Source organism: Rhizobium sp. S96, assembly GCF_030382195.1.
Lineage (GTDB): Bacteria > Pseudomonadota > Alphaproteobacteria > Rhizobiales > Rhizobiaceae > Rhizobium.
The window spans coordinates 129,641-152,185 of the sequence record NZ_JAUDRY010000004.1 but is presented as its reverse complement, the minus strand read 5'-3'; the positions used below and the strand labels follow the sequence as shown (position 1 = coordinate 152,185).

Here is a 22,545-nt window from a genome sequence, read left to right as displayed (position 1 = left end):
CAAAGAAGCAGGAAAATGCGAGCGGAAATCCAGAACGTAGTCGATGAAACCAAGCAGGCTATCACCCTGCTGAGGAGGCATCTTTGACTGGGACCAGGCGATAAGACGGCTGGACTGGTTGAACAACAAGGCAGAGGATCCGACCCTCTGGAACGATGCTTCCGAAGCGCAGAAGCTGATGCGCGAACGCCAGCAACTCGACGACGGCATCAATGGTGTCCGGCAGCTCGAGCAGCAGCTGAACGACAACGTCGAACTTGTCGAGATGGGCGAGGAAGAGGGTGACCCCAGCATCGTCAAGGAAGCGGAAGATGCGCTGAAGGCGCTGAAGGCCGAGGCCGCCCGCCGCCAGGTCGAAGCGATGCTGTCTGGCGAAGCTGATAGCAACGACACCTATCTCGAAGTTCATTCCGGCGCCGGCGGTACCGAAAGCCAGGACTGGGCAAACATGCTGTTGCGCATGTACACCCGCTGGGCCGAACGCCAGCGCTTCAAGGTGGAGCTGCTCGAAGTTCACGATGGCGAAGAGGCTGGCATCAAATCGGCAACGCTGCTGGTCAAGGGCCACAATGCCTATGGCTGGCTGAAGACGGAATCGGGCGTTCACCGCCTCGTCCGTATTTCGCCCTATGACAGCAACGCGCGTCGCCACACCTCCTTTTCGTCGATCTGGGTTTATCCCGTTGTCGATGACTCGATCCAGATCGAGATCAACGAAAGCGATTGCCGCATCGATACCTACCGCTCGTCCGGTGCCGGTGGTCAGCACGTCAACACGACTGACTCCGCCGTTCGTATCACGCATATTCCGACCGGCATCGTCGTGCAGTGCCAGCAGGAGCGCTCGCAGCACAAGAACCGGGCCAAGGCCTGGGACATGCTGCGTGCCCGCATGTATGAAGCCGAGCTTGAGAAGCGTGAAGCCGCTGCCAACGCCGAAGCCGCCTCCAAGAGCGATATCGGCTGGGGCCACCAGATCCGCTCCTACGTGTTGCAGCCGTATCAGCTGGTCAAGGACCTCAGGACCGGCGTAGCGAGCACCGCGCCCGACGATGTTCTGGACGGCGAACTCAACGAGTTCATGGAAGCCGCACTTGCCCATCGCATCAGCGGTAAGCCGGATGCAGTCGTCGACGACGTCGATTGATAGCAGCAGCTAATTTGTATCAAGAGGCCCCCGCGTGGGGCCTCTTTGATTCTATCCGGGCATTTTTAGATGCGCGCGCAACAGCGCTTCCTGCATTATGATGACATCCTCGACGACGAGCCGATAGGGCGAGTGTCGCTTCGTCAACGCGACGGCAAAGCAGATGTGTCCGGTTTCCAGCAGAAGGATGCCCAGCCGGCGAGCCGTGGCGGCGCCGAGATCAGGATCGGCCTTGAGCAGCCAGGCGGTGTGGGTTTCGATGATCGCATGGTCATGCTCCTCGGCAATGCGGCGCAGTTCTGGGTGCGCTTGAAGCGCCTCGATTGTCGGAAGAAGTGCTCGATTTTCCTCGTACATGGCCGCGATCGCCTGCGTGAAATCGCGAAATTCCCGGCTGAACGCCGCCCAGGTCCGCGGTATGTCCTTGGTCGCATAGGCTAGCGGAATGGGCCGAAACGCTGCCAGCCAGCGGCGTGCCAGTTCGAGAACGATCGCCTCCTTGTTCGGGAAGTATTGATAGAGCGAGCCGACGGACAGTCCGGCCCGGTCGGCGATCGCGCTCGTCGTCAGCCCCTTGGTGCTGTCGTCGGCCAGCAGTTCCCGCGCGGCTCCGAGAATGCGTTCTACCATGCTGTGGGAGCGATCCTGCTTGGGCTTTTTTCGCGGCTCTATCGTCACGGATGTCCTGCCTTCGATCTTGCAACGCGCTGAAGTTAGACCGTTTTCGGCCCGGACTTCCAGATCACAAGCCGAATTTTCTCCCCCATCGCCACCGCGTTGACAAATGCGAATAAATATTCGTATTTTGACTTGAGCCTGATGGCTCGAAATTTTGTGGAGGAAGATATGATCAGGGAAATGCGCGCGCTCGAATGGCGCGGTATCGCGATGGGGGTATTGGCTGCGGCAGCTGTCATCGGGCAGCCAGGGCTAACGAGGGCAGACGATCCGCCCCCCTTTCCCAAGACTGTGGAAGAGGCTGTGCTGGCGGAGAAGGACGATGCCCTGCCTTTGACGGCTTTCTATGACCAGTCATTTCGCTTGGCGGACAGCAAGCCCGGTGCCTTGCTCGCAAGCGAGACTGTGAGCGACTACGCACTTGCCGCCGGCGTCACGGCGACACGCATTCTCTATCACTCCGTTCAGGATGGTGCGGATGCGATGACGTCGGCCGTCGTATTGACGCCCGCGGGGACGCCACCGGAAGGCGGTTGGCCGGTGATTGCATGGGCGCACGGCACCAGTGGCATCGCGCGCCAATGCGCGCCATCGGCGATGAAGGACGTCTACTACGGAGGCGAGGGGTTGGCCGGCATGCTGGCCGGTGGGTTTGCCGTTGTCGCGACGGACTACCACGGCCTGGGCACGAAGGGTCATCACCCCTACATGAACAAGGCGGATCAGGCCAACGACGTGATCTACTCGGTACCGGCGGCGCGCAAAGCCGTGGCGACACTCGGGAAGAAGTGGGTTGTCGATGGTCACTCGCAGGGTGGATTGGCCGCCTGGGGCGTAGCGGAGGCACAGGCAAAAAGCCCCGATCCCGATTATCTCGGTGCGGTCGCCGTCGCCGGCGCGACCCACTTGGGCTGGTTCCTCGATCACCCGGAGGCGACGAAAGGAGCGGGCTTCTATCTCGCCTGGCACGCCTATGCCGTGCAGCAGAACTATCCCGAGTTCAAGGTGGAGGACATGCTGTCGAGCGCAGCCATGGACCGCTATGAAAAGGTCACCAACGAGGGGTGCTGGCTTTACGGCTTCCTGAACTACGACGGCGTCGAGGCGCCGCAGATGGTGAAGCCGGGCTGGCGCGATAATAAATGGGTGCGGAAATTCTATCTCGAGAATTCGGCTGGCGACAAACCGGTCGGCGGCCCGATGCTCGTCATAGCAGGCGAAGGCGACAACTCGGTGCCGGTCGAAGCGATCCGCGATACCGTGAAGAAAGCTTGCGGCAACAAACCGGTTCTGGAGTTCAAGAGCTATCCGGGCCTCGATCATGATCCTGTCATGAGCGAATCGACGGCGGCTCAGCTTGATTGGATCAGAGACCGTTTTGCCGGCAAGGCTGCCTCAGGCAACTGCAGCGGTTAAGCATTGGTCGGGGAGGCGGCTAGTTGCTCGCCTTCCCGACGGTGACGTCGCCGAATTCGTCGATGATGACTGTCCAGCTTTCGGCGTCGGCATCTGGATCCGTCTTGAGAAACACGGTCGCGAAGAGGCCGGGCTCCTTCAGGATGCCGGTCGAGTTCTCCGGACGGATATCGGTCACATAGGGCTTCAGGTCATTCAGCTCCTGCAGCTCCACCGTCGAAACGATGTTCGGCCCCTCATCGGTCTGCGCGATCTGCTGCAGGTAGACCTTCGCCGTTCTGTCGGCTTGGCGGACAGCGAACAGCTTGTAGTAGCCGTGCCGCGGCTGCTTTGCGGTCTCCGCTTCCTTCGAACCGGCAGGTTGAGCAGCCGCAGGCGCATGCTGAACGGCAGGGGCACTGCCGTCATCCTCCCAGTAACCGGTGCTGGTGGCAAAGGTGATGAAGGCAGGAAGTATGGCATCCAGAGGCTCAGCTGCGCGTGCAGCGAAAGACCAGCCGGCCAATGAGAGAGCGATGAATGCGATCGACCGCAGTGACATGGTCAATCCTCGAATTGCTCGGCAAGAATACGATCCGACCAGGAACGGTCGGGATCAGAGAGGATACGGGCCGTCGTATGCTCCGACTGGGCAATGCGAACATGCAGCACCGACTTGACTTCGCTGTTGTCGGCAACCGCGTTCACAGGGCGCTTCTCGGCCTCGAGAATATGGATATCGACCGTGACCTTGTTCGGCAGCAAGGCGCCGCGCCAGCGGCGTGGGCGAAATGCGCTGACAGGTGTCATGGCGAGCAGCGGAGCGTCCAGGGGCAGGATCGGTCCATGGGCCGAAAGGTTATAGGCCGTCGAGCCCGCAGGTGTCGCAACCATCATACCATCGCAGATCAGCTCTTCGAGACGCACCACGCCGTCCACTTCGACCCGCAGCTTGGCAGCCTGATAAGACTGACGAAACAGGGAAACCTCGTTGATCGCAAGCGCCGTCGAGTTCGTGCCATCCGCGTTCGCGGTGGTCATCTGCAGCGGCCGGAACGCGTTTTCGACTGCGGCGTTGATGCGCTCGGGCAGATCGTCAACCCGATACTCGTTCATTAGAAAGCCGATCGATCCGCGATTCATGCCATAGACGAGTTTGCCGGAGTTCATCGTGCCGTGCAGGGTCTGCAGCATGAAACCGTCGCCGCCGAGCGCCACGATCACGTCTGCTTCGTCGGCGGGGACATTGCCGTACACGCGAATCAACTCGTCTCGCGCCGCAAGCGCCTCGGTCGTCGGGGAAGCCAGAAAACTAAGCGTCTGAAAGGAGAGGCTCATGCAATGCCCTTTGTGATGTCGGCCTAGCTAAATGATTATAGGTTCGCACGACAAGGCATTTTAAGGCTGCAGGCGTTCGCCCGCATTGGCTATTAGGGCCAATAGTCTGGAAATGGCATGCCCGACATTTTGGAGTTTCGCCAGGGTATCTGTCCTCGCAAGAGGCTCCGAGATCTATGGCGCACCTCGGTTCCGGGAAAAAGCCACATCCGATTCTGCTCTACTATGTTTGGACGTCGCACAAATCTACCGTTTAGGTTTGCCGTCGGCTACAATATCGCTGCAATCTTCACTACCCAACGAGACGGCGGCGGAGCTTCGACCGCGCCGGGGCATATGGCCATGACCAAAGTCTTGGCGTCCATCTGCGCGATCGATCTAGTCGCCTTCGCGGAGCTGAGAACACGCTCGATACCAGCTTGGCGGAGCGATGCGCACGGCATGATCAGAACTTCCCTTTATGTCGACGCGGATGCCTTATCCGAGCTCCGAAGCAGGGTATGAAACCATCGGCGCTTCTCGTCAGCTCGAACCGCGCCGATTTGTCGCATCGATGTACGATCCGTTAAGGCCCTGACTAAGACCTAAGTCCGTATCGCGCGGTCCGATCCCGTGATTGAGTAAGAATATTGATTACGGAGGGGGCAGATGTCTCTAGCAATAATTGCCCAGGTTCAAGAGGCCATCATCTCATTGCCATTGCTTGACCGTGAGCAGCGGATGGCGCTGTTTTTGCGACTACTCAGTGAGATCGAGTTTTTGGGGAAGACGGTGCTGGCAAGCCTTGAGCCCGGCGCCTGTGTTTGGATAGACAATCTTGTCGCGACGGTGTCCGCTGGCCTGCCAGAGATCGCCGAAATGGGCGACTCTGAATTCCAGTTCCTACTCACCGAGTTCGAGAAGGTCATATCAACGCTCGTCTCTCTGGGGCCGATCGCTGGATGAGGGAGCCTCCGGCAGATCTTCGACTCGCCTCGGATCGTCCCGATGGGGCAGAGCGTGTCGCATTTTGCACGGATTCGCCGATACGGCAGGTGAAATGCCTGCAATCCAAAGGGATTGGATACAACAAGCCGTGAAGTGGAAAAGAACCGCCAATTGGGGATGGTTCGATTATTAAATCATTGATGTGAGTTCTGAATTATTGGTGCCCCCGACCGTTGATGAGGTGACTGCCATGAAGCAGCGAGGCATAGGCGCGCTCGCCGTTGTTGGCATCGCGGCGCTCACTTTTCTTGCGACCCAATACTTTGGCAAGATGACGGCCTGGATAATCAAGCGCTGAACTGCGGCCGGACAATTACAGCTCGTTATGCTTACGCCACCCTTCAGCCCCAGTCTCAGGGTGTCAGACTTGAGCGTCTGTGAAGGCCGTTAGGATCAAGCCACCAATGATACCGATAGTTACGAGGCCGTACCCAAGGTACATCGTGAGTTTTCCTCTTTCCCCCGTGAACAACTGGCCGCGCATAGCGACAATGCGGCGATCAACGCACCAATAGAGTGACGCCGCTATCCCCAGATTAAGAATCGCCGAGAACACGTGTCGTCCCATCGTGTCTCGCATACCAAAGGGCGACATCAACGCATGGCCGACAAAGACACCTATCCAGTGGTTGAGGTAGAGGGGATAGGACATGCCGCCGAGAAACTTCCCCATGAACATCGGCTTTCCACGCACCGCAAGGAACAAAACGATGCAGACCGCCACCAACGGAGCCCAAGCGTTATAGCTCAGGCCGCCGTACAATGCAGACGAGAATGCAGCGACCCCGCCGAACGACACGAGACGCGCAGGGACGAACGAATGAACAGAACCAAACTGCTTCGCAAAGACGGCGGCCAGAACACCTAGGACAATACTGCTGTAGATCTCGAACCACAGGCTCCACAGGTGCCCGCCGCCTTCTAGCAGCTGCGAGGGCGGAAGATTGGCAACAAATAGAAAATTGGCGAGGAATGTCGTCAGATCCGCGCCGCCGACCAGCGTCAGGACGGTTATTGTCAGCCATGCCAAAGGGAAGAATTCGGAACGAGCGCCTGAGGAGGAGGTCAAGCACGTCTGCTCGCGCCAGCAGAAATCGTCTGATGAGAAAACCGCATAGCGTGAAGAACAAAACCATGCCTGTTGCGGCAGCAGACCAGTTGGCGTTCCAGGACTTCGGTCCGAGGGGAAGCAGATGACCTACGAGAACAAGCAGGATGCTGAGCGGTTGCCAGCCGTCCAAGATTTGGATCCTGCTCGTCGTTGATCGTTCTGCCTCGTCTACAATACTAGAGAAGCCTTCGCGCCCAGCTTGGTGGGCTTCATGAACAAAGCGCAATTCATCCACCCCCGCGTCCGTTCGACTAGGAAGCAAAGCATGGATTACTTGTTTAGCGAAGTATGCAACCTTTACACTGTTAGCGGTAGCGCCTGCCGTCCAGGAGAGTAGTATCTGATCGACATGCGGCAGGCTCGGATTCCGCGCCAAACAGCATCGTGCTATGAAAACGGGCGCTTACGTGAGGTAATCTGTAATGAGCAGAATTCAGGCACTCCTAGCCGGTATAGTGTTGCTGGGGCTGGCCGCGCTTACAGCCTGTACCACGCACCCCAACCACAACCCGCCCGACTTCCAATATAACCCTCGGACCTCCAGAAATCCTGCTTGCGACGCTGGATTCCGGCCGACCAACAACTGGACCTGTAGTTACTGATCATTCACTCGCGTCACTAGGGCATAACGTTTCGAGCAATCCGCTCCGAGATCCAAAGAGCCTCGCACCATCGAGTTAGCCTCCTCTCGGAGCCGACGGGGCTTTAGGCGGAACAAAGCCAGGTTTATCGGGTTGGTCCGCAAAGGAGGTCGCCATGACGATCATCTCAACGGAACCCGGTCCCAGCCCGAAACGTGGTCCGCTTCCGGGTCTGCCGCCAGATGTTCGTCAGCCGCCAATCCAAGAGCTCGAGCCCGAGAATCTGCCGGATGAGATTCCCAACCCGAACCCGGATGGAACGAGGAGCCACCTAAGCACCTCGACGATGCGCCAATCGGGCGTTTCGTCAGCCGGCCCCGGCGAAGCACCATCAGCAAGCGGCGGGGAAAAATCAAATTCGGCGGCCTCTCGCCGACGCGAATGTCTCCGTGCCATTGGATTTCTTGTCGCGTGGACTGCCCGATGCTATCGGTAAACCGTTGGGAATCAAGGGAAACAGTTTGCACCACAACGCAACATGAAAATCCTCAAAAGAGGCTCAATGTGTTTGGCAATAAATTGATTTCACTAGGGAAATTATGGTGCCCCCGGCAGGGTTCGAACCCGCGACCCCCTGATTACAAATCAGGTGCTCTACCAACTGAGCTACAAGGGCAATGCGTGCCAAGTACCAGATTCTGCCGTCCTGTAAAGAAGAAATCCGCCCGGCATTGATTTTGCTGGGGGGAAACCATAAGCCGTGTGTCCGAGCGGAGCGGTGCACGCCTAGTTTTGCGAGGTCTGACGTATGCTGGCTTGCAGGTGATCGCCGTTCGCCTCACCGGCGTCCCCTGATGGTGACATGATGACGATGCTCAGCACTGAAATAACCATGGCGGCAATGACGGCAATCATTATGCGCAAGCGTCTTCTCCTTGTTGACGGAGAATGAAACGCAATCGAGGCTTTCCGGTTCCGGCACGTGAAGGTGACCTTTACTGGCTAGGTGCGGGGATTGGCTCAGTGGGCAACGTGGAGGGCGCGAGCGGATCGCGTTGATGGATGGGTTGTGTCTTGTCGATCCAGGTCATGCTGAGAATGATGGCAACAAGGATGCCAACGAAGAGTATGCCGATAAAAAGAGGGCGAACTGCCATATCGAGTGGTCTCCCGTTGCTCGGGTGATTTGAAACGTTGGTCGGCGGGTCGAGGCGAAGCCTTTATTGCCCCTTGACCATAAGCAAGGGCTTGCCGCCTTCATCGGGGCTCTTTTCGAACGAGCCATCGGAGCGCATGTCGAATGAAATCGAAGCGCCATCCTTGCTCATGAGCACGAGGCCGAAACCCTCTAGGTGAAAGATGGCGATGTTGAGTTTGGCGATTGCCGGTGCGCAGTCACCGGATGGAGACAATGGCGCATTGCCATCCTCATCCATTCTATCCTGCAGGGTGAGTGTGCAGAGCTTTTCCCCATTGGGGCGTTCGAGCATCCATTTTCCCGCGAGGCTTGCGGCCGTTGGCAGATGGTCCACACCTTGCGGCGCTTCGGTGAGGAGGAGCGGGTCGTCGCCTTCCGTCTTTAGTGGGGAACCCTCGCTTTCAACGAAGCGCGCGAGAACCTTGCGCGTCGCGTCGATGAGGATCAGGTCGCCATTGTCGTCGAAATTCCAGGAATAGGCTTGCGCAAGAAAGGGGAGCGGTTTGCTGCAGCTGTCCTGACCGGAAAGGGAGTAGCCGCCGATGGCGGTGCCTGTATCCAGCGTGACGCTGCAACCGGGCTTTCCGCTGACGGGCGCGATGAGATAGGTGCCGGCTTGTGCCCTGACAGTGTCGGCGTCGACGTCGTCCGCAAGTGCGGCATGGCAGCAGAGGAGACCGGCAGCAATTGCCACTGCCGGTCGAAACGCTAAACGGATCATGACACCCCCTTGTCGCGGCCCGTTTCTGGGCCGTTTTATCCCTTCAAGTGCAGCCTCGCGGCATAGAGCGCGATCGCCGCGGCATTCGATACGTTCAATGATTTGATCTCGCCCGGCATGTCGAGTCGTGCCAGCGCGCTCACGGTTTCGCGGGTCTTCTGCCGCAGGCCCTTGCCCTCGGCGCCGAGAACAAGCGCAATCTTCTCGCCGGAGAATGTGCCCTCCAGCGGGGCCGGTCCCTCCGAATCGAGGCCGATCGTATAGAAGCCGAGCTTATGCAGTTCGCCGAGTGCGTCAGCGAGGTTGGTGATCTGGATATAGGGAATCATTTCCAGCGCGCCGGACGCCGATTTGGCGAGTACGCCGGATTCGGTCGGACTGTGGCGTTGAGTGGTGATGACCGCGCCGGCATTGAAGGCAACGGCCGAGCGCATGATGGCGCCGACATTGTGTGGATCCGTCACCTGATCGAGCACGAGCAGCAGCGGGCTGCTCTTCAGTGCCTCCAGGCGGCGAACAGGCAACGGCCGCGTCTCGAGCATCACGCCCTGGTGGATCGCCTCGGGGCCGAGCACCTTGTCGATATCCTGCGGCGAAACCATCTCGACAGGAATGCCGAGGCTGTCGGCGTCGATCTCCAGGCGCGCGAGCGCGTTCTGCGTCACCGACAGCTTGATCTTCTTGCGCTCCTTGTTCTCGAGCGCCGCGCGTACGGTGTGCAGGCCATAAAGATAGACCTGGTCGGGCGCCAGTGCCGGCGGCTTCCAGTCGTCGCCACCGCGCTTGCGCTTCTGAAAGCCGGGAGTTGGAATTTCGCCGCGTTCGCGCTTGTTGTCGCGATGCGCACGACGCAGATTCGCGTAGTGCGTATCCTTGGCGGATTTTTCGTCGGCGGACGGACCGCCTGTTTTGTTGTCTTTGCTCATGCCGCTTTATAGCGGTGGCGTTTCTTTCCGCATAGGATTTCTTTGTGCGCAGGGCCTTTCCACCGCCGATGACATTTTTCACATATTTTCCATCGTCATCGTGTTGACATAGGCAACTCGGCCCGTCATATACGCGGCGCAGACCGAGGGGCGGCAACGCTTCGAAGGTCTAGCAGACTTGGTCTAACGATCCGGACGAAAAACTGGAGAGATGCCCGAGTGGTTAAAGGGGACGGACTGTAAATCCGTTGGCTCAGCCTACGTTGGTTCAAATCCAACTCTCTCCACCATTCGTCATTGGATCGGACCACCCCGCGGGTATAGCTCAATGGTAGAGCAGCAGCCTTCCAAGCTGAATACGCGGGTTCGATTCCCGCTACCCGCTCCAAAACTTCTCCAAGCAATTTACGATCCGGCAGTCATGCCGCGCGCTAGCGGTGTGCTTAGAGTGCCCGGTTTCAGCCCCATAAAAGAACGAACGGCGAGACGAGGGCGATGATTCCAGCAACCGTCCAACGATTGTGGCCGTAAGTCTTCAGTTCCTCCTTCGAGAGCCATTTCCGGACGGCAAAGAAGCCGATGGCAATGATCGCGCTATAGATGAGGGCGCGCAGCAGGATCGACCAGCCGCCCCCAAATAGACCGATCGCGATCCCGAACCCGGTCAGCGCCCCCAGAATCCCGTATCCGACGTCGAACATCAACGTGGTCGTGGTCGATAGTGGCGTCAATATTTTTGGGAAGGCGATCGCCACGGCTGCTGTCAAGAGCCAGATGGCGACGATTGCCTGGAGAGTGGACGAACTGACGATGGAGGCCGCAAGCGCGGGAAGTCGCTCCGGCGACGAGAGGCGCACGAGTTGAGCGACCCAATCGATCGCAGCGGCGAATATCCATAGTATAAAGGCACAGGCGGCGAAGATCAGAAAGTTGCTGGCCGACCGTTTTACGATTGCCGTCTGTTCCATTGCATTCTCCCCAACAGGCGCTCCCACGAGCGAGATAGGGGAAGTCGTATCATAAGATCAGTCGGTTGTGCCTCCCCACGAATAAACTCTTTGCGTCACCTTTCCGGGTGAAGGTTGCCGTTTGAATGGTTCCTTCCCATATGCGACCGCAGCAAGGAATAACGTCCGCAATTAAGTCTTGCGCAATGCCGCCGAAAGCCTTAAACGGCGGCACTAAACCGGTTCGCCGGGGTCATCCATTTCGTTCACAGGAAGCATTCAAATGGCAAAGAGTAAGTTTGAGCGCAACAAGCCGCACGTTAACATCGGCACGATCGGCCACGTTGACCACGGCAAGACGTCTCTGACGGCAGCGATCACGAAGTTCTTCGGCGAGTTCAAGGCGTACGACCAGATCGACGCTGCTCCGGAAGAAAAGGCACGCGGCATCACCATCTCGACGGCACACGTTGAGTATGAGACGCCGAACCGCCACTACGCGCACGTTGACTGCCCCGGCCACGCCGACTACGTCAAGAACATGATCACCGGTGCCGCACAGATGGACGGCGCGATCCTGGTTTGCTCGGCCGCTGACGGCCCGATGCCGCAGACCCGCGAGCACATCCTGCTGGCTCGTCAGGTTGGCGTTCCGGCGATCGTCGTGTTCCTCAACAAGGTCGACCAGGTTGACGACGCCGAGCTTCTCGAGCTCGTCGAGCTGGAAGTTCGCGAACTTCTGTCGTCCTACGACTTCCCGGGCGACGACATCCCGGTCATCAAGGGCTCGGCTCTGGCCGCTCTGGAAGACAGCGACAAGAAGATCGGCGAAGACGCGATCCGCGAGCTGATGGCCGCTGTTGACGCCTACATCCCGACGCCTGAGCGTCCGATCGACCAGCCCTTCCTGATGCCGATCGAAGACGTGTTCTCGATCTCGGGTCGTGGTACGGTTGTGACCGGCCGCGTCGAGCGTGGTATCGTCAAGGTTGGCGAAGAAGTCGAAATCGTCGGCATCCGCGCAACCTCGAAGACGACGGTTACCGGCGTTGAAATGTTCCGCAAGCTGCTCGATCAGGGCCAGGCTGGCGACAACATCGGCGCTCTGGTTCGCGGTGTTAACCGTGACGGCGTTGAGCGTGGTCAGATCCTGTGCAAGCCGGGTTCTGTCAAGCCGCACAAGAAGTTCATGGCCGAAGCCTACATCTTGACGAAGGAAGAAGGCGGTCGTCATACGCCGTTCTTCACCAACTACCGTCCGCAGTTCTACTTCCGTACGACTGACGTGACCGGTATCGTCTCACTGCCGGAAGGCACGGAAATGGTTATGCCTGGCGACAACGTCACCGTTGCTGTCGAGCTGATCGTTCCGATCGCGATGGAAGAAAAGCTGCGCTTCGCTATCCGCGAAGGCGGCCGTACCGTCGGCGCCGGCATCGTCGCTTCGATCGTCGAGTAATCTTCGCAACGGCCACTCTTAACGGAGTGGCCGCTTCGATGACAATATTATGAAGCAAGTGGCCTTTAGCCGCTTGCTTATTACATGAAAATGTTGCACATGGCGCGCGAGCGCTATTTGCGCCCTGCTTCGTTCGTCGAAGCGGGTGACTAAGCTAACAATAAGGTGGGTCGAAAGGCCTGAAGACTGGATAGGGGCTCGGTAACCCGCAGCCTCCATCGATCTTTGAAACCGGTGGTCCGCCTTAGGAATAAGAACAGCCCGTGCCTACCCAAAAGGCGCACGGGATAACAAACACAAGGATAACGTCGAATGAACGGCCAAAATATCCGCATTCGCCTGAAGGCGTTCGATCACCGCATTCTCGACGCTTCGACGCGCGAGATCGTGTCGACGGCGAAGCGCACCGGCGCAAGCGTCCGGGGCCCCGTTCCGCTTCCGACTCGCATCGAGAAGTTTACGGTCAACCGGTCCCCACACATCGACAAGAAGAGCCGCGAGCAGTTCGAGATGCGCACGCATAAGCGCCTCCTCGACATCGTTGACCCGACACCGCAGACGGTAGACGCGCTGATGAAGCTCGATCTCGCCGCTGGTGTCGATGTTGAGATCAAGCTCTGAGCCTGGCTCGAGCTGAGTTGGAAGGATTGAACCGATGCGTTCAGGTGTGATTGCACAGAAGGTCGGCATGACCCGCGTCTATAACGACGCCGGCGAACATGTTCCGGTAACAGTACTGCGTATGGAAGGTTGCCAGGTTGTAGCCCAGCGCACAGTAGAAAAGAACGGCTACGCCGCAGTTCAGCTTGGTGCTGGCACGGCGAAGGTCAAGAACACGTCCAAGGCAATGCGCGGCAACTTCGCCATCGCCAACGTCGAGCCGAAGGCGAAGCTTGCTGAATTCCGCGTCACGGAAGACAACCTGCTCGACGTCGGCACTGAGCTGAAGGCTGGCCACTTCGCCGCTGGACAGCTCGTCGATGTCACCGGCACGACGATTGGTAAGGGCTTTGCGGGCGCCATGAAGCGTCACGGTTTCGGCGGTCTTCGCGCCACGCACGGTGTGTCGGTTTCGCACCGTTCGCACGGTTCGACTGGCTCGCGTCAGGATCCGGGCAAGGTTTTCAAGAACAAGAAGATGGCTGGTCACATGGGCCAGACGCGCGTAACGACTCAGAACCTTGAAGTGGTTTCGACCGATGAAGATCGCGGTCTGATCCTGATCAAGGGTGCAGTACCCGGTTCCAAGGGTGCCTGGATCATCGTGCGCGACGCCGTCAAGTCGGCCGCGAAGTAAGGGAGCCAGACCAATGGAATTCAACGTCAAGACCCTCGAGGGAAAAGACGCAGGGAAGGTTTCTCTTTCTGACGCGATTTTCGGTCTCGAGCCCCGCGAAGACATCCTCGCCCGCGTTATCCGCTGGCAGCTTGCCAAGAAGCAGCAGGGCACTCACCAGGCAAAGGGCCGCGCCGACGTATGGCGTACCGGTGCCAAGATGTACAAGCAGAAGGGTACGGGCCGCGCTCGTCACCATTCGGCTCGTGCTCCGCAGTTCCGCGGCGGTGGTAAGGCTCACGGCCCGGTCGCTCGCAGCCACGAACACGACCTTCCGAAGAAGGTTCGCGCTCTCGGCCTGCGTCACGCTCTCTCGGCCAAGCTGAAGTCTGATGATGTCATCATCATCGACAACCTGGTTGCTGCAGAAGCAAAGACCAAGGCACTGGCATCGGTTTTCGAAACGCTCGGCCTGACCAACGCCCTCTTCATCGGTGGCGCTGAACTTGATGGCAACTTCAAGCTCGCAGCACAGAACATCCCGAACATCGATGTTCTGCCGATCCAGGGCATCAACGTTTATGACATCGTGCGCCGTGGCAAGCTCGTGCTTTCCAAGGCTGCCGTTGAAGCTCTAGAGGAGCGTTTCAAGTGACCGATCTTCGCCACTATGATGTGATCGTCTCGCCGGCGATCACCGAAAAGTCCACTCTGGTATCCGAGAACAACCAGGTTGTTTTCAACGTCGCCAAGACGGCGTCGAAGCCGGAAATCAAGGCTGCAGTCGAGGCGCTCTTCGGCGTCAAGGTCACGGCCGTCAACACTCTGCTCCGCAAGGGCAAGACCAAGCGTTTTAAAGGTTTTGTCGGCAAGCAGAAGGACGTGAAGAAGGCTGTCGTGACGTTGGCTGAAGGCCAGACGATCGACGTCTCCACCGGTCTCTGAGGTATAAAAAGATGGCATTGAAAACATTCAATCCGACGACCCCGAGCCAGCGTCAGCTGGTCATCGTCGACCGCTCCTCGCTCTACAAGGGCAAGCCGGTCAAGGCGCTGACGGAAGGTCTGACCAAGAGCGGCGGTCGTAACAACCTCGGTCGCATCACGGCTCGCTTCATCGGCGGCGGTCACAAGCGTACGTATCGTCTGATCGACTTCAAGCGTCGCAAGTTCGACGTTGAAGGCACCGTTCAGCGTATCGAATACGACCCGAACCGCACCGCCTTCATCGCGCTCGTCGCTTACGCAGACGGCGAACAGGCCTACATCATCGCTCCGCAGCGTCTTGCTGCCGGCGACAAGGTCATCGCTTCTGAGAAGGCTGTCGACGTAAAGCCTGGCAACACCATGCCGCTGCAGTTCATCCCGGTCGGCTCCATCATCCACAACGTGGAAATGAAGCCGGGCAAGGGTGGCCAGATCGCTCGCTCTGCTGGTTCCTACGCACAGCTCGTTGGCCGCGACCAGGGTATGGCGATCCTTCGCCTGAACTCCGGCGAACAGCGTCTCGTGCACGGCTCCTGCCTTGCTTCGATCGGTGCGGTTTCGAACCCTGATCACGCCAACATCAACGACGGCAAGGCCGGTCGTACGGTTTGGCGCGGCAAGCGTCCGCATAACCGCGGTGTCGTCATGAACCCTGTCGACCACCCGCACGGTGGTGGTGAAGGCCGCACCTCTGGTGGTCGTCACCCGGTTACCCCGTGGGGCAAGCCGACCAAGGGCAAGCGCACTCGGTCGAACAAGTCGACCGACAAGATGATCATGCGCTCGCGTCACCAGCGTAAGAAGTAAGAGAGGAAGTCTCCAATGGCTCGTTCAGTATGGAAAGGTCCGTTCGTTGACGGCTATCTTCTCAAGAAGGCTGAGAAGGTTCGTGAAGGCGGACGTGCAGAAGTAATCAAGATCTGGAGCCGTCGTTCCACGATCCTGCCGCAGTTCGTCGGTCTCACCTTCGGCGTCTACAACGGCAGCAAGCATGTTCCGGTCAGCGTCAATGAAGACATGGTCGGTCATAAATTCGGTGAATTCTCTCCGACCCGGACCTACTACGGTCACGGTGCGGACAAGAAGGCAAAGAGGAAGTAATCATGGGCAAGGCAAAAGCCGAACGCCGGCTGAAGGACAACGAGGCGCAAGCAGTCGCCCGTACGCTCCGCGTCAGCCCACAGAAGCTCAACCTCGTTGCTGCGGCTATCCGCGGCAAGAAGGTCGAACGTGCACTCGCTGAGCTGGAATTCTCCCGCAAGCGTATCGCAGGCGCCGTCAAGAAGACGCTCGAATCTGCGATCGCAAACGCCGAGAACAACCACGATCTCGACGTTGACGCGCTGGTCGTAGCGGAAGCCTACGTCGGCAAGTCGATCGTCATGAAGCGTTTCCACGCTCGTGGCCGTGGCCGCGCATCTCGCATCGAGAAGCCGTTCGCGCACCTCACGATCGTTGTCCGCGAAGTGCAGGCACAAGAGGAGGCCGCATAATGGGTCAGAAAATCAATCCAATCGGTTTCCGTCTTGGCATCAACCGTACCTGGGATAGCCGCTGGTTCGCGGACAATGCCGAATACGGTCAGCTGCTGCACGAAGACCTGAAGATGCGCAAGTTCGTCATGAGCGAACTGAAGCAGGCCGGTATCGCCAAGGTGGTTATCGAGCGTCCGCACAAGAAGTGCCGCGTCACGATCCACTCGGCTCGTCCTGGCCTGATCATCGGCAAGAAGGGCGCAGACATCGACAAGCTCCGCAAGAAGCTGTCGGACATGACGAACTCCGAAACGCACCTCAACATCGTTGAAGTTCGTAAGCCGGAAGTCGACGCTACGCTCGTCGCACAGTCGATCGCGCAGCAGCTCGAGCGTCGTGTTGCTTTCCGTCGCGCCATGAAGCGCGCCGTTCAGTCTGCAATGCGTCTTGGCGCCGAAGGCATCAAGATCACCTGCGCAGGCCGTCTCGGTGGTGCTGAAATCGCTCGTACGGAATGGTACCGCGAAGGTCGCGTTCCGCTGCACACGCTGCGCGCTGACATTGACTATGGCACAGCCGAAGCGGAAACCGCTTTTGGTATTTGCGGCATCAAGGTTTGGATCTTCAAGGGCGAAATCCTTGAGCACGATCCGATGGCCTCCGAGCGCCGCGCACTCGAGGGTGATGCTCAGGGTCCGGCTAGCCGTGACCGCGATCGTCGCCGCGACAACGCTTGATAGCGTTGGTGGCAGATAAGTTCGGAGAATAAGAAAATGTTGCAGCCAAAGCGTACCAAGTACCGCAAGCAATTTAAGGGCCGCATCAAGGGCGTCGCCAAGGGAGGTTCCGACCTCGCATTCGGCGAATTCGGCCTTAAGGCTCAGGAGCCAAACCGCGTAAATGCACGCGAGATCGAAGCGGCCCGCCGCGCGATCACGCGCTACATGAAGCGTGCTGGCCGTGTATGGATCCGCGTGTTCCCGGATGTTCCGGTAACCGCAAAGCCGACCGAAGTCCGTATGGGTAAGGGTAAGGGCTCTGTTGAATATTGGGCATGCAAGGTCAAGCCAGGCCGTATGATGTTCGAAATCGACGGTGTCAGCGAAGAAATCGCTCGCGAAGCGCTTCGCCTCGGCTCTGCCAAGCTCTCGGTCAAGACGCGCTTCGTACAGCGCATTGCAGAGTAAGGAGCAAGGCACATGAAAGCCGAAGAAGTTCGCGGCCTGACGGCCGATCAGCTCAAGGACAAGCTTGCCGACCTGAAGAAGGAGCAGTTCAACCTGCGCTTCCAGAAGGCCACCGGTCAGCTCGAAAAGTCCTCTCGCGTCAACGAAGTTCGCAAGGACATCGCCCGCGTGAAAACCATTGCCCGCCAGAAGGCGGCAGAAGCAAAGGCCTAAGAATATGCCGAAGCGCATCCTGCAGGGCGTCGTCGTTGGCGACAAGAACGAAAAGACTGTAGTTGTCCGCGTTGAGCGTCGTTTCGCTCATCCGCTGATGCAGAAGACCGTTCGTCGTTCCAAGAAGTACAAGGCCCACGACGAAAACAATCAGTACAAGATCGGCGATACCGTATCCATCGAGGAATGCGCGCCGATCTCCAAGGACAAGCGCTGGACGGTCGTAGCCGCCCAGGCAAAGTAAGAATTTCTCGCGGGGCCTTGCGTCTCGCGGAAATTTCTGTATGAAGCAGCGTCAGAACGCTCGTTCGTCGAGCGTTCTTTTGCTTTGAGCGCACGGAAGGTCCCGTTGGGAAACCACCCTGGCACGATCGATCCCGCGCTATTCAAGCTAATGCCGTATTTCGCCTGCTCTTGTGGCAAGCGGTCGGCTGAAGATTTTCATATGCCGGGGTAGGGGGCGTAAGCCCAACCATTCCGGTAAACCAAAAAGGCGACCTGATATGATTCAGATGCAAACAAACCTCGACGTGGCGGATAATTCCGGCGCACGTCGTGTCATGTGCATCAAGGTGCTGGGCGGCTCTAAGCGCAAGTATGCTTCGATCGGCGACGTTATCGTCGTTTCGATCAAGGAAGCTATTCCGCGCGGCCGCGTGAAGAAGGGTGACGTGATGAAGGCGGTCGTTGTTCGCACCGCCAAGGAAATCCGTCGCGTTGATGGTTCCATCATCCGCTTCGACACCAATGCAGCAGTCCTCATCGACAACAAGAAAGAGCCGATCGGCACCCGTATCTTCGGACCGGTTCCGCGCGAACTTCGCGCCAAGAACCACATGAAGATCATCTCGCTCGCTCCAGAAGTACTGTAAGGAGCGCGAACGATGCAAAAGATTCGTAAGGGCGACACGGTCGTCATGCTCGCAGGCAAGGACAAGGGCCGCACTGGCGAAGTCCTCCAGGTTCTGCCTAAGGAAGATCGCGCCGTCGTTCGTGGCGTCAACGTCGTGAAGCGCCACCAGCGCCAGACGCAGACCCAGGAAGCAGGCATCATCAGCAAGGAAGCCTCGGTTCACTTGTCCAACGTTGCAATCGTCGACAAGGACGGCAAGCCGACCCGCGTTGGTTTCCAGGTTGTTGACGGCAAGAAGGTCCGTGTGGCCAAGCGTTCCGGTGAGGTGATCTGATGGCTGACGCAAAGTACGAGCCGCGGCTCAAGAAGGAATATGTCGAGCGCATTCGTGCGGCGATGCAGGAGAAGTTCTCCTACGCCAACGAAATGATGATTCCGAAGCTCGACAAGATCGTAATCAACATGGGTGTTGGCGAAGCAACGGCTGATTCGAAGAAGCCGACTGTTGCTGCAGCTGACCTGGCCGCTATCGCTGGTCAGAAGCCGGTCATCACCCGTGCACGCAACTCCATCGCTGGCTTCAAGGTCCGCGAGCAGATGCCGATCGGCGCAAAGGTTACCCTGCGCGGCGCTCGCATGTACGAGTTCCTGGACCGTCTCGTGAACATCGCTCTTCCGCGTGTTCGCGACTTCCGCGGCCTGAACCCGAAGAGCTTTGACGGCCGTGGCAACTTCGCCATGGGCATCAAGGAGCACATTGTGTTCCCTGAGATCAACTACGACAAGGTTGATCAGATGTGGGGCATGGACATCATCGTTTGCACGACGGCAACGAAGGACGACGAAGCACGGGCTCTGCTGACAGAGTTCAACTTCCCGTTCCGTCAGTAACCGTAACGACGAGCGTAGAAAAGGAACCGCACATGGCGAAGACAAGCGCAGTTGAAAAGAACAAGCGCCGCCGTACCACGGTCGCAAACCAGGCTGCCAAGCGCGCAGCTTTGAAGGCGATCATCATGAACCAGGCTCTTCCGATCGAAGACCGGTTCAAGGCCTCGATCAAGCTGGCATCCCTGCCGCGCGATGGATCGAAGACCCGTATTCGCAACCGTTGTGAAGTATCGGGCCGTCCGCGCGCATACTACCGCAAACTGCGCATGTCGCGTATCGCGCTGCGTGAACTCGGCAATCTCGGCAAGGTGCCGGGCATCGTCAAGTCGAGCTGGTAAGGAGCAGGTTAGATGACAATGACTGATCCGTTGGGCGATATGCTCACTCGCATCCGTAACGGCGCTTCCCGCCGCAAGTCGTCGGTCTCGACGCCTGCTTCGAAGCTCCGTGCACGTGTTCTCGATGTTCTTCAGGCTGAAGGCTACATCCGTGGCTACTCCCTTGTCGATTTCGGCAATGGCAAGTCTGAAATCAGCATCGAGCTGAAGTACTACGAAGGCGCATCGGTGATCCGTGAGATCGGCCGTGTGTCCAAGCCGGGCCGCCGGGTTTATGTCTCGGTCAAGTCCATTCCGCAGGTCGCGAACGGCCTCGGCATCACCATCCTTTCGACTCCGAAGGGTGTGATGGCCGATCACCAGGCTCGCGAACAGAACGTTGGTGGTGAGGTTCTTTGCTCGGTATTCTAATACCGAGCATCGATCTCCATAGCGAACAGACAGGATATAAAAATGTCTCGTATCGGTAAGAAGCCCGTTCAGATTCCTGCTGGGATTACGGCTACGGTCGAAGGCCAGAAGGTTACTGCAAAGGGCCCGAAGGGCGAGCTGTTCTTCGTCGCAAACGACGAAGTCGGCGTTAAGCTCGAAAACAATGCGGTTGTCGTGACACCGCTCACGCAGTCGAAGGATGCTCGTTCGAAGTGGGGCATGTCCCGCACGATGATCGAAAACATCTTCACGGGTGTTAAGGATGGCTACGAGCGCAAGCTCGAAATCAACGGCGTTGGTTACCGCGCGTCGCTTCAGGGCAAGAACCTGCAGCTCGCTCTCGGTTTCAGCCACGACGTGGTTTATGAGCCGCCGGTTGGCATCACGATTGCTGTGCCGAAGCCGACTGAAATTGTTGTCACTGGCATCAATAAGCAGCAGGTCGGCCAGGTTGCCGCTGAAATCCGCGAATACCGCGGTCCTGAGCCTTACAAGGGCAAGGGCGTCAAGTATGCCGGCGAACGTATCGTTCGCAAAGAAGGCAAGAAGAAGTAAGGAACACGCGAAATGGCTAGCAGGAAAGAAGCACTTGCACGTCGTGCCAACCGCGTGCGCCGTCATCTCAAGTCGGTGGCCAATGGCCGTCCGCGCCTGTCGGTTCATCGCTCCTCGAAGAACATCTACGTTCAGGTTATCGACGATGTTGCTGGCAAGACGCTTGCGTCTGCCTCGACCCTCGATAAGGACCTGCGCGGTTCTCTGAAGACCGGTGCTGACACAGCTGCAGCTGCCCTCGTAGGCAAGCTCGTTGCTGAACGCGCATCGAAGGCTGGCGTCAAGGAAGTCGTATTCGACCGTGGCGCCTTCATCTACCACGGCCGCATCAAGGCCCTGGCTGATGCAGCTCGCGAAGGCGGTCTGTCCTTCTAATTAGATTTCCGGCCGGAGCCCAAAGCTTCCGGCCGGATCTTCACCGGGCCGCAAACGCTCCTCGATAGGGGAGGCTGATGCGGTCCTCGTTTTGTCTGCCGTTCCACCCGCAAAAGAAAAAGGAAAAGGACAATGGCACAGGAAAGAAGAGGTTCTCGCGACGATCGCCAGAACCGCGAAGAACGCGATAGCGAATTCGTCGACAAGCTGGTCGCGATTAACCGCGTTGCTAAGGTTGTTAAGGGTGGCCGTCGCTTCGGCTTCGCTGCTCTCGTCGTCGTAGGCGACCAGAAGGGCCGCGTTGGCTTTGGTCACGGCAAGGCACGCGAAGTGCCTGAAGCAATCCGCAAGGCGACTGAAGCTGCCAAGCGCGAACTGATCTTCGTACCGCTGCGTGACGGCCGTACGCTGCATCACGACGTTCACGGCCGCCATGGCGCCGGCAAGGTTCTCCTTCGCTCGGCCAAGGTCGGTACCGGTATCATCGCCGGTGGCCCGATGCGCGCCGTTTTCGAAACGCTCGGCGTTCACGACGTCGTTGCAAAGTCGACCGGTTCGTCGAACCCATACAACATGGTTCGCGCTACCTTCGACGCTCTGAAGCACCAGGTTCACCCGAAGGACATCGCAGCTCAGCGCGGCATCAAGTATGCAACGCTTCAGGCTCGCCGTGCCGCTTCTGGTAACGCTTCTGAAGAATAAGAGGAGCTGATCCATGGCCAAGGCTACAAAGAAGACCGAAGCAAAGACGGTTACCGTCGAGCAGATCGGCAGCCCGATTCGCCGTCCAGACGTACAGCAGCGCACGCTGATCGGTCTCGGACTGAACAAGATGCACCGTCGTCGCACGCTGGAAGATACCCCTTCCGTTCGTGGCATGATCCGTGCTGTCCAGCATCTCGTTCGCATCGTCGACGAGAAGTAAGCCGGGAGTATTCGCTATGAAACTCAATGAAATTAAAGACAACGAAGGTTCGACCCACAGCCGCAAGCGCCTCGGCCGCGGTATTGGTTCGGGCTCCGGCAAGACCGGTGGTCGCGGTGTCAAGGGTCAGAAGTCCCGTTCGGGCGTAGCCATCAACGGCTTCGAAGGCGGTCAGATGCCAATCTACCGTCGCCTGCCGAAGCGCGGCTTCAACAACATCTTCAAGGCCGACTTCGTTGTCGTGTCCCTGGAGCGTGTTCAGGCTGCGATCGACGCTGGCAAACTCGACGCCAAGTCCACGGTTGATGCAGCAGCTCTCAAGGCTGCCGGCGTTATCCGTCGCGTCAAGGACGGCGTTCGCGTTCTCGCCGACGGCGAGCTGAAGGCAAAGGTCAAGTTCGAAGTAGCTGGTGCTTCCAAGCCTGCTGTCGAAAAGATCGAAAAGGCTGGCGGTTCCGTCACGCTTCTTTCTGCCGCAGCTGCAGAATAATTAATCTATGATAAGTCGCCCGGGGTGCTTCACACCGGGCGATTTTGCTCCCATATGTGAG

At 58.3% G+C, this 22,545-nt stretch carries 34 protein-coding genes and 3 tRNA genes; 27 read left to right on the top strand and 10 right to left on the bottom strand.

The window, feature by feature from the left end:
• Positions 1–15: 15 nt before the first annotated feature.
• A protein-coding gene (gene prfB, locus QTL94_RS05565) for a peptide chain release factor 2 (protein ID WP_289800846.1) occupies positions 16–1,147 on the top strand; the annotation gives its coding sequence in 2 pieces (ribosomal slippage) (positions 16–84 and positions 86–1,147; 1,131 coding nt in all).
• 51 nt (positions 1,148–1,198) lie between these two features.
• On the opposite strand, the gene QTL94_RS05560 is transcribed toward prfB, so the two are convergent.
• Positions 1,199–1,777 carry a TetR/AcrR family transcriptional regulator gene (locus tag QTL94_RS05560; RefSeq protein ID WP_289800845.1) on the bottom strand — a complete coding sequence of 193 codons (579 nt, stop codon included), beginning with the start codon at positions 1,775–1,777 and terminating at the stop codon, positions 1,199–1,201.
• A gap of 216 nt (positions 1,778–1,993) precedes the next feature.
• Between QTL94_RS05560 and QTL94_RS05555 the strand changes: the two genes are divergently transcribed.
• Positions 1,994–3,241 carry a lipase family protein gene (locus tag QTL94_RS05555; RefSeq protein WP_289800844.1) on the top strand — a complete coding sequence of 416 codons (1,248 nt, stop codon included), beginning with the start codon at positions 1,994–1,996 and terminating at the stop codon, positions 3,239–3,241.
• Positions 3,242–3,260: 19 nt separating this feature from the next.
• Here QTL94_RS05555 and QTL94_RS05550 read toward each other — a convergent pair whose 3' ends face one another.
• Both QTL94_RS05550 and QTL94_RS05545 read right to left on the bottom strand, forming a co-directional pair.
• The gene (locus QTL94_RS05550) at positions 3,261–3,782 is read right to left on the bottom strand and encodes a hypothetical protein (protein WP_289800843.1); all 522 of its coding nucleotides are present in this window, start codon (positions 3,780–3,782) and stop codon (positions 3,261–3,263) included.
• Between the two features lie 2 nt (positions 3,783–3,784).
• Positions 3,785–4,558: an NAD kinase gene (locus tag QTL94_RS05545; protein ID WP_289800842.1), complete on the bottom strand. Its 774-nt coding sequence runs from the start codon at positions 4,556–4,558 to the stop codon at positions 3,785–3,787.
• 648 nt (positions 4,559–5,206) lie between these two features.
• Between QTL94_RS05545 and QTL94_RS05540 the strand changes: the two genes are divergently transcribed.
• Entirely contained in the window at positions 5,207–5,503 is a 297-nt protein-coding gene (locus QTL94_RS05540; protein ID WP_289800841.1) for a hypothetical protein, read from the top strand.
• A gap of 403 nt (positions 5,504–5,906) precedes the next feature.
• Here QTL94_RS05540 and QTL94_RS05535 read toward each other — a convergent pair whose 3' ends face one another.
• The 6 genes from QTL94_RS05535 to rlmB all read right to left on the bottom strand — a co-directional run bounded on the left by QTL94_RS05535 (position 5,907) and on the right by rlmB (position 10,082).
• The gene (locus QTL94_RS05535; RefSeq protein ID WP_289800840.1) at positions 5,907–6,614 is read right to left on the bottom strand and encodes a hypothetical protein; all 708 of its coding nucleotides are present in this window, start codon (positions 6,612–6,614) and stop codon (positions 5,907–5,909) included.
• Between the two features lie 1,223 nt (positions 6,615–7,837).
• Positions 7,838–7,913: transfer RNA gene (locus QTL94_RS05530), tRNA-Thr, on the bottom strand.
• A 110-nt stretch (positions 7,914–8,023) separates the two neighbouring features.
• Entirely contained in the window at positions 8,024–8,161 is a 138-nt protein-coding gene (locus QTL94_RS05525; protein ID WP_289800839.1) for a hypothetical protein, read from the bottom strand.
• A 71-nt stretch (positions 8,162–8,232) separates the two neighbouring features.
• Positions 8,233–8,394 carry a hypothetical protein gene (locus tag QTL94_RS05520; protein WP_198928666.1) on the bottom strand — a complete coding sequence of 54 codons (162 nt, stop codon included), beginning with the start codon at positions 8,392–8,394 and terminating at the stop codon, positions 8,233–8,235.
• Between the two features lie 63 nt (positions 8,395–8,457).
• Complete coding sequence (locus QTL94_RS05515) at positions 8,458–9,156, bottom strand: AprI/Inh family metalloprotease inhibitor (protein WP_289800838.1); 699 nt, start codon at positions 9,154–9,156, stop codon at positions 8,458–8,460.
• Between the two features lie 35 nt (positions 9,157–9,191).
• Positions 9,192–10,082, bottom strand: a complete 891-nt coding sequence (gene rlmB, locus QTL94_RS05510; RefSeq protein ID WP_065690126.1) for a 23S rRNA (guanosine(2251)-2'-O)-methyltransferase RlmB — start codon at positions 10,080–10,082, stop codon at positions 9,192–9,194.
• 205 nt (positions 10,083–10,287) lie between these two features.
• On the opposite strand from rlmB, the gene QTL94_RS05505 reads away from it, so the two are divergent.
• Positions 10,288–10,372 (top strand) — tRNA-Tyr (locus tag QTL94_RS05505).
• Between the two features lie 24 nt (positions 10,373–10,396).
• Positions 10,397–10,470: transfer RNA gene (locus QTL94_RS05500), tRNA-Gly, on the top strand.
• Between the two features lie 70 nt (positions 10,471–10,540).
• Here the strand turns inward: QTL94_RS05500 and QTL94_RS05495 are convergent.
• Positions 10,541–11,050, bottom strand: a complete 510-nt coding sequence (locus QTL94_RS05495; protein ID WP_289800837.1) for a hypothetical protein — start codon at positions 11,048–11,050, stop codon at positions 10,541–10,543.
• A gap of 262 nt (positions 11,051–11,312) precedes the next feature.
• On the opposite strand from QTL94_RS05495, the gene tuf reads away from it, so the two are divergent.
• The 22 genes from tuf to rplO all read left to right on the top strand — a co-directional run bounded on the left by tuf (position 11,313) and on the right by rplO (position 22,484).
• Entirely contained in the window at positions 11,313–12,488 is a 1,176-nt protein-coding gene (gene tuf / locus QTL94_RS05490) for an elongation factor Tu (RefSeq protein ID WP_289722745.1), read from the top strand.
• 312 nt (positions 12,489–12,800) lie between these two features.
• Positions 12,801–13,109, top strand: coding sequence for a 30S ribosomal protein S10 (gene rpsJ / locus QTL94_RS05485; protein ID WP_003547547.1), 309 nt, complete (start codon positions 12,801–12,803; stop codon positions 13,107–13,109).
• Between the two features lie 34 nt (positions 13,110–13,143).
• Positions 13,144–13,785, top strand: a complete 642-nt coding sequence (rplC, locus tag QTL94_RS05480) for a 50S ribosomal protein L3 (protein WP_113522528.1) — start codon at positions 13,144–13,146, stop codon at positions 13,783–13,785.
• Between the two features lie 13 nt (positions 13,786–13,798).
• A complete protein-coding gene (gene rplD, locus QTL94_RS05475) occupies positions 13,799–14,419 on the top strand; it encodes a 50S ribosomal protein L4 (protein ID WP_065690143.1) in 621 nt (206 codons plus the stop codon).
• Positions 14,416–14,709, top strand: coding sequence for a 50S ribosomal protein L23 (locus QTL94_RS05470; RefSeq protein WP_056820386.1), 294 nt, complete (start codon positions 14,416–14,418; stop codon positions 14,707–14,709). Before rplD ends, QTL94_RS05470 begins: the two co-directional genes overlap by 4 nt.
• 11 nt (positions 14,710–14,720) lie before the next feature.
• Positions 14,721–15,557, top strand: a complete 837-nt coding sequence (gene rplB, locus QTL94_RS05465; protein WP_065690144.1) for a 50S ribosomal protein L2 — start codon at positions 14,721–14,723, stop codon at positions 15,555–15,557.
• Positions 15,558–15,572: 15 nt separating this feature from the next.
• Positions 15,573–15,851: a 30S ribosomal protein S19 gene (gene rpsS, locus QTL94_RS05460; RefSeq protein WP_007531666.1), complete on the top strand. Its 279-nt coding sequence runs from the start codon at positions 15,573–15,575 to the stop codon at positions 15,849–15,851.
• A gap of 2 nt (positions 15,852–15,853) precedes the next feature.
• A complete protein-coding gene (gene rplV / locus QTL94_RS05455) occupies positions 15,854–16,243 on the top strand; it encodes a 50S ribosomal protein L22 (protein WP_065690145.1) in 390 nt (129 codons plus the stop codon).
• Complete coding sequence (rpsC, locus tag QTL94_RS05450; RefSeq protein WP_018857109.1) at positions 16,243–16,962, top strand: 30S ribosomal protein S3; 720 nt, start codon at positions 16,243–16,245, stop codon at positions 16,960–16,962. Before rplV ends, rpsC begins: the two co-directional genes overlap by 1 nt.
• 36 nt (positions 16,963–16,998) lie before the next feature.
• Positions 16,999–17,412 (top strand): 50S ribosomal protein L16, encoded by a 414-nt coding sequence (gene rplP / locus QTL94_RS05445; protein WP_003573792.1) that lies wholly within the window; start codon positions 16,999–17,001, stop codon positions 17,410–17,412.
• 12 nt (positions 17,413–17,424) lie between these two features.
• Positions 17,425–17,625, top strand: coding sequence for a 50S ribosomal protein L29 (gene rpmC, locus QTL94_RS05440; protein WP_016553554.1), 201 nt, complete (start codon positions 17,425–17,427; stop codon positions 17,623–17,625).
• 4 nt (positions 17,626–17,629) lie between these two features.
• The gene (gene rpsQ / locus QTL94_RS05435; protein ID WP_037177362.1) at positions 17,630–17,869 is read left to right on the top strand and encodes a 30S ribosomal protein S17; all 240 of its coding nucleotides are present in this window, start codon (positions 17,630–17,632) and stop codon (positions 17,867–17,869) included.
• A 259-nt stretch (positions 17,870–18,128) separates the two neighbouring features.
• A complete protein-coding gene (gene rplN / locus QTL94_RS05430) occupies positions 18,129–18,497 on the top strand; it encodes a 50S ribosomal protein L14 (RefSeq protein ID WP_018900268.1) in 369 nt (122 codons plus the stop codon).
• A gap of 12 nt (positions 18,498–18,509) precedes the next feature.
• The gene (rplX, locus tag QTL94_RS05425) at positions 18,510–18,812 is read left to right on the top strand and encodes a 50S ribosomal protein L24 (protein WP_289800836.1); all 303 of its coding nucleotides are present in this window, start codon (positions 18,510–18,512) and stop codon (positions 18,810–18,812) included.
• Positions 18,812–19,369 (top strand): 50S ribosomal protein L5, encoded by a 558-nt coding sequence (rplE, locus tag QTL94_RS05420; RefSeq protein ID WP_016553557.1) that lies wholly within the window; start codon positions 18,812–18,814, stop codon positions 19,367–19,369. Before rplX ends, rplE begins: the two co-directional genes overlap by 1 nt.
• A gap of 32 nt (positions 19,370–19,401) precedes the next feature.
• The gene (gene rpsN / locus QTL94_RS05415) at positions 19,402–19,707 is read left to right on the top strand and encodes a 30S ribosomal protein S14 (protein WP_016553558.1); all 306 of its coding nucleotides are present in this window, start codon (positions 19,402–19,404) and stop codon (positions 19,705–19,707) included.
• A 12-nt stretch (positions 19,708–19,719) separates the two neighbouring features.
• Positions 19,720–20,118: a 30S ribosomal protein S8 gene (rpsH, locus tag QTL94_RS05410; RefSeq protein WP_037063300.1), complete on the top strand. Its 399-nt coding sequence runs from the start codon at positions 19,720–19,722 to the stop codon at positions 20,116–20,118.
• Between the two features lie 42 nt (positions 20,119–20,160).
• Positions 20,161–20,694, top strand: coding sequence for a 50S ribosomal protein L6 (gene rplF / locus QTL94_RS05405; protein WP_018900263.1), 534 nt, complete (start codon positions 20,161–20,163; stop codon positions 20,692–20,694).
• 12 nt (positions 20,695–20,706) lie between these two features.
• Positions 20,707–21,069, top strand: a complete 363-nt coding sequence (gene rplR, locus QTL94_RS05400) for a 50S ribosomal protein L18 (RefSeq protein ID WP_065690147.1) — start codon at positions 20,707–20,709, stop codon at positions 21,067–21,069.
• A gap of 132 nt (positions 21,070–21,201) precedes the next feature.
• Entirely contained in the window at positions 21,202–21,771 is a 570-nt protein-coding gene (rpsE, locus tag QTL94_RS05395; RefSeq protein ID WP_016553561.1) for a 30S ribosomal protein S5, read from the top strand.
• 13 nt (positions 21,772–21,784) lie between these two features.
• Complete coding sequence (rpmD, locus tag QTL94_RS05390; protein ID WP_016553562.1) at positions 21,785–21,994, top strand: 50S ribosomal protein L30; 210 nt, start codon at positions 21,785–21,787, stop codon at positions 21,992–21,994.
• A 16-nt stretch (positions 21,995–22,010) separates the two neighbouring features.
• A complete protein-coding gene (gene rplO / locus QTL94_RS05385; RefSeq protein ID WP_016553563.1) occupies positions 22,011–22,484 on the top strand; it encodes a 50S ribosomal protein L15 in 474 nt (157 codons plus the stop codon).
• Positions 22,485–22,545 lie beyond the last annotated feature (61 nt).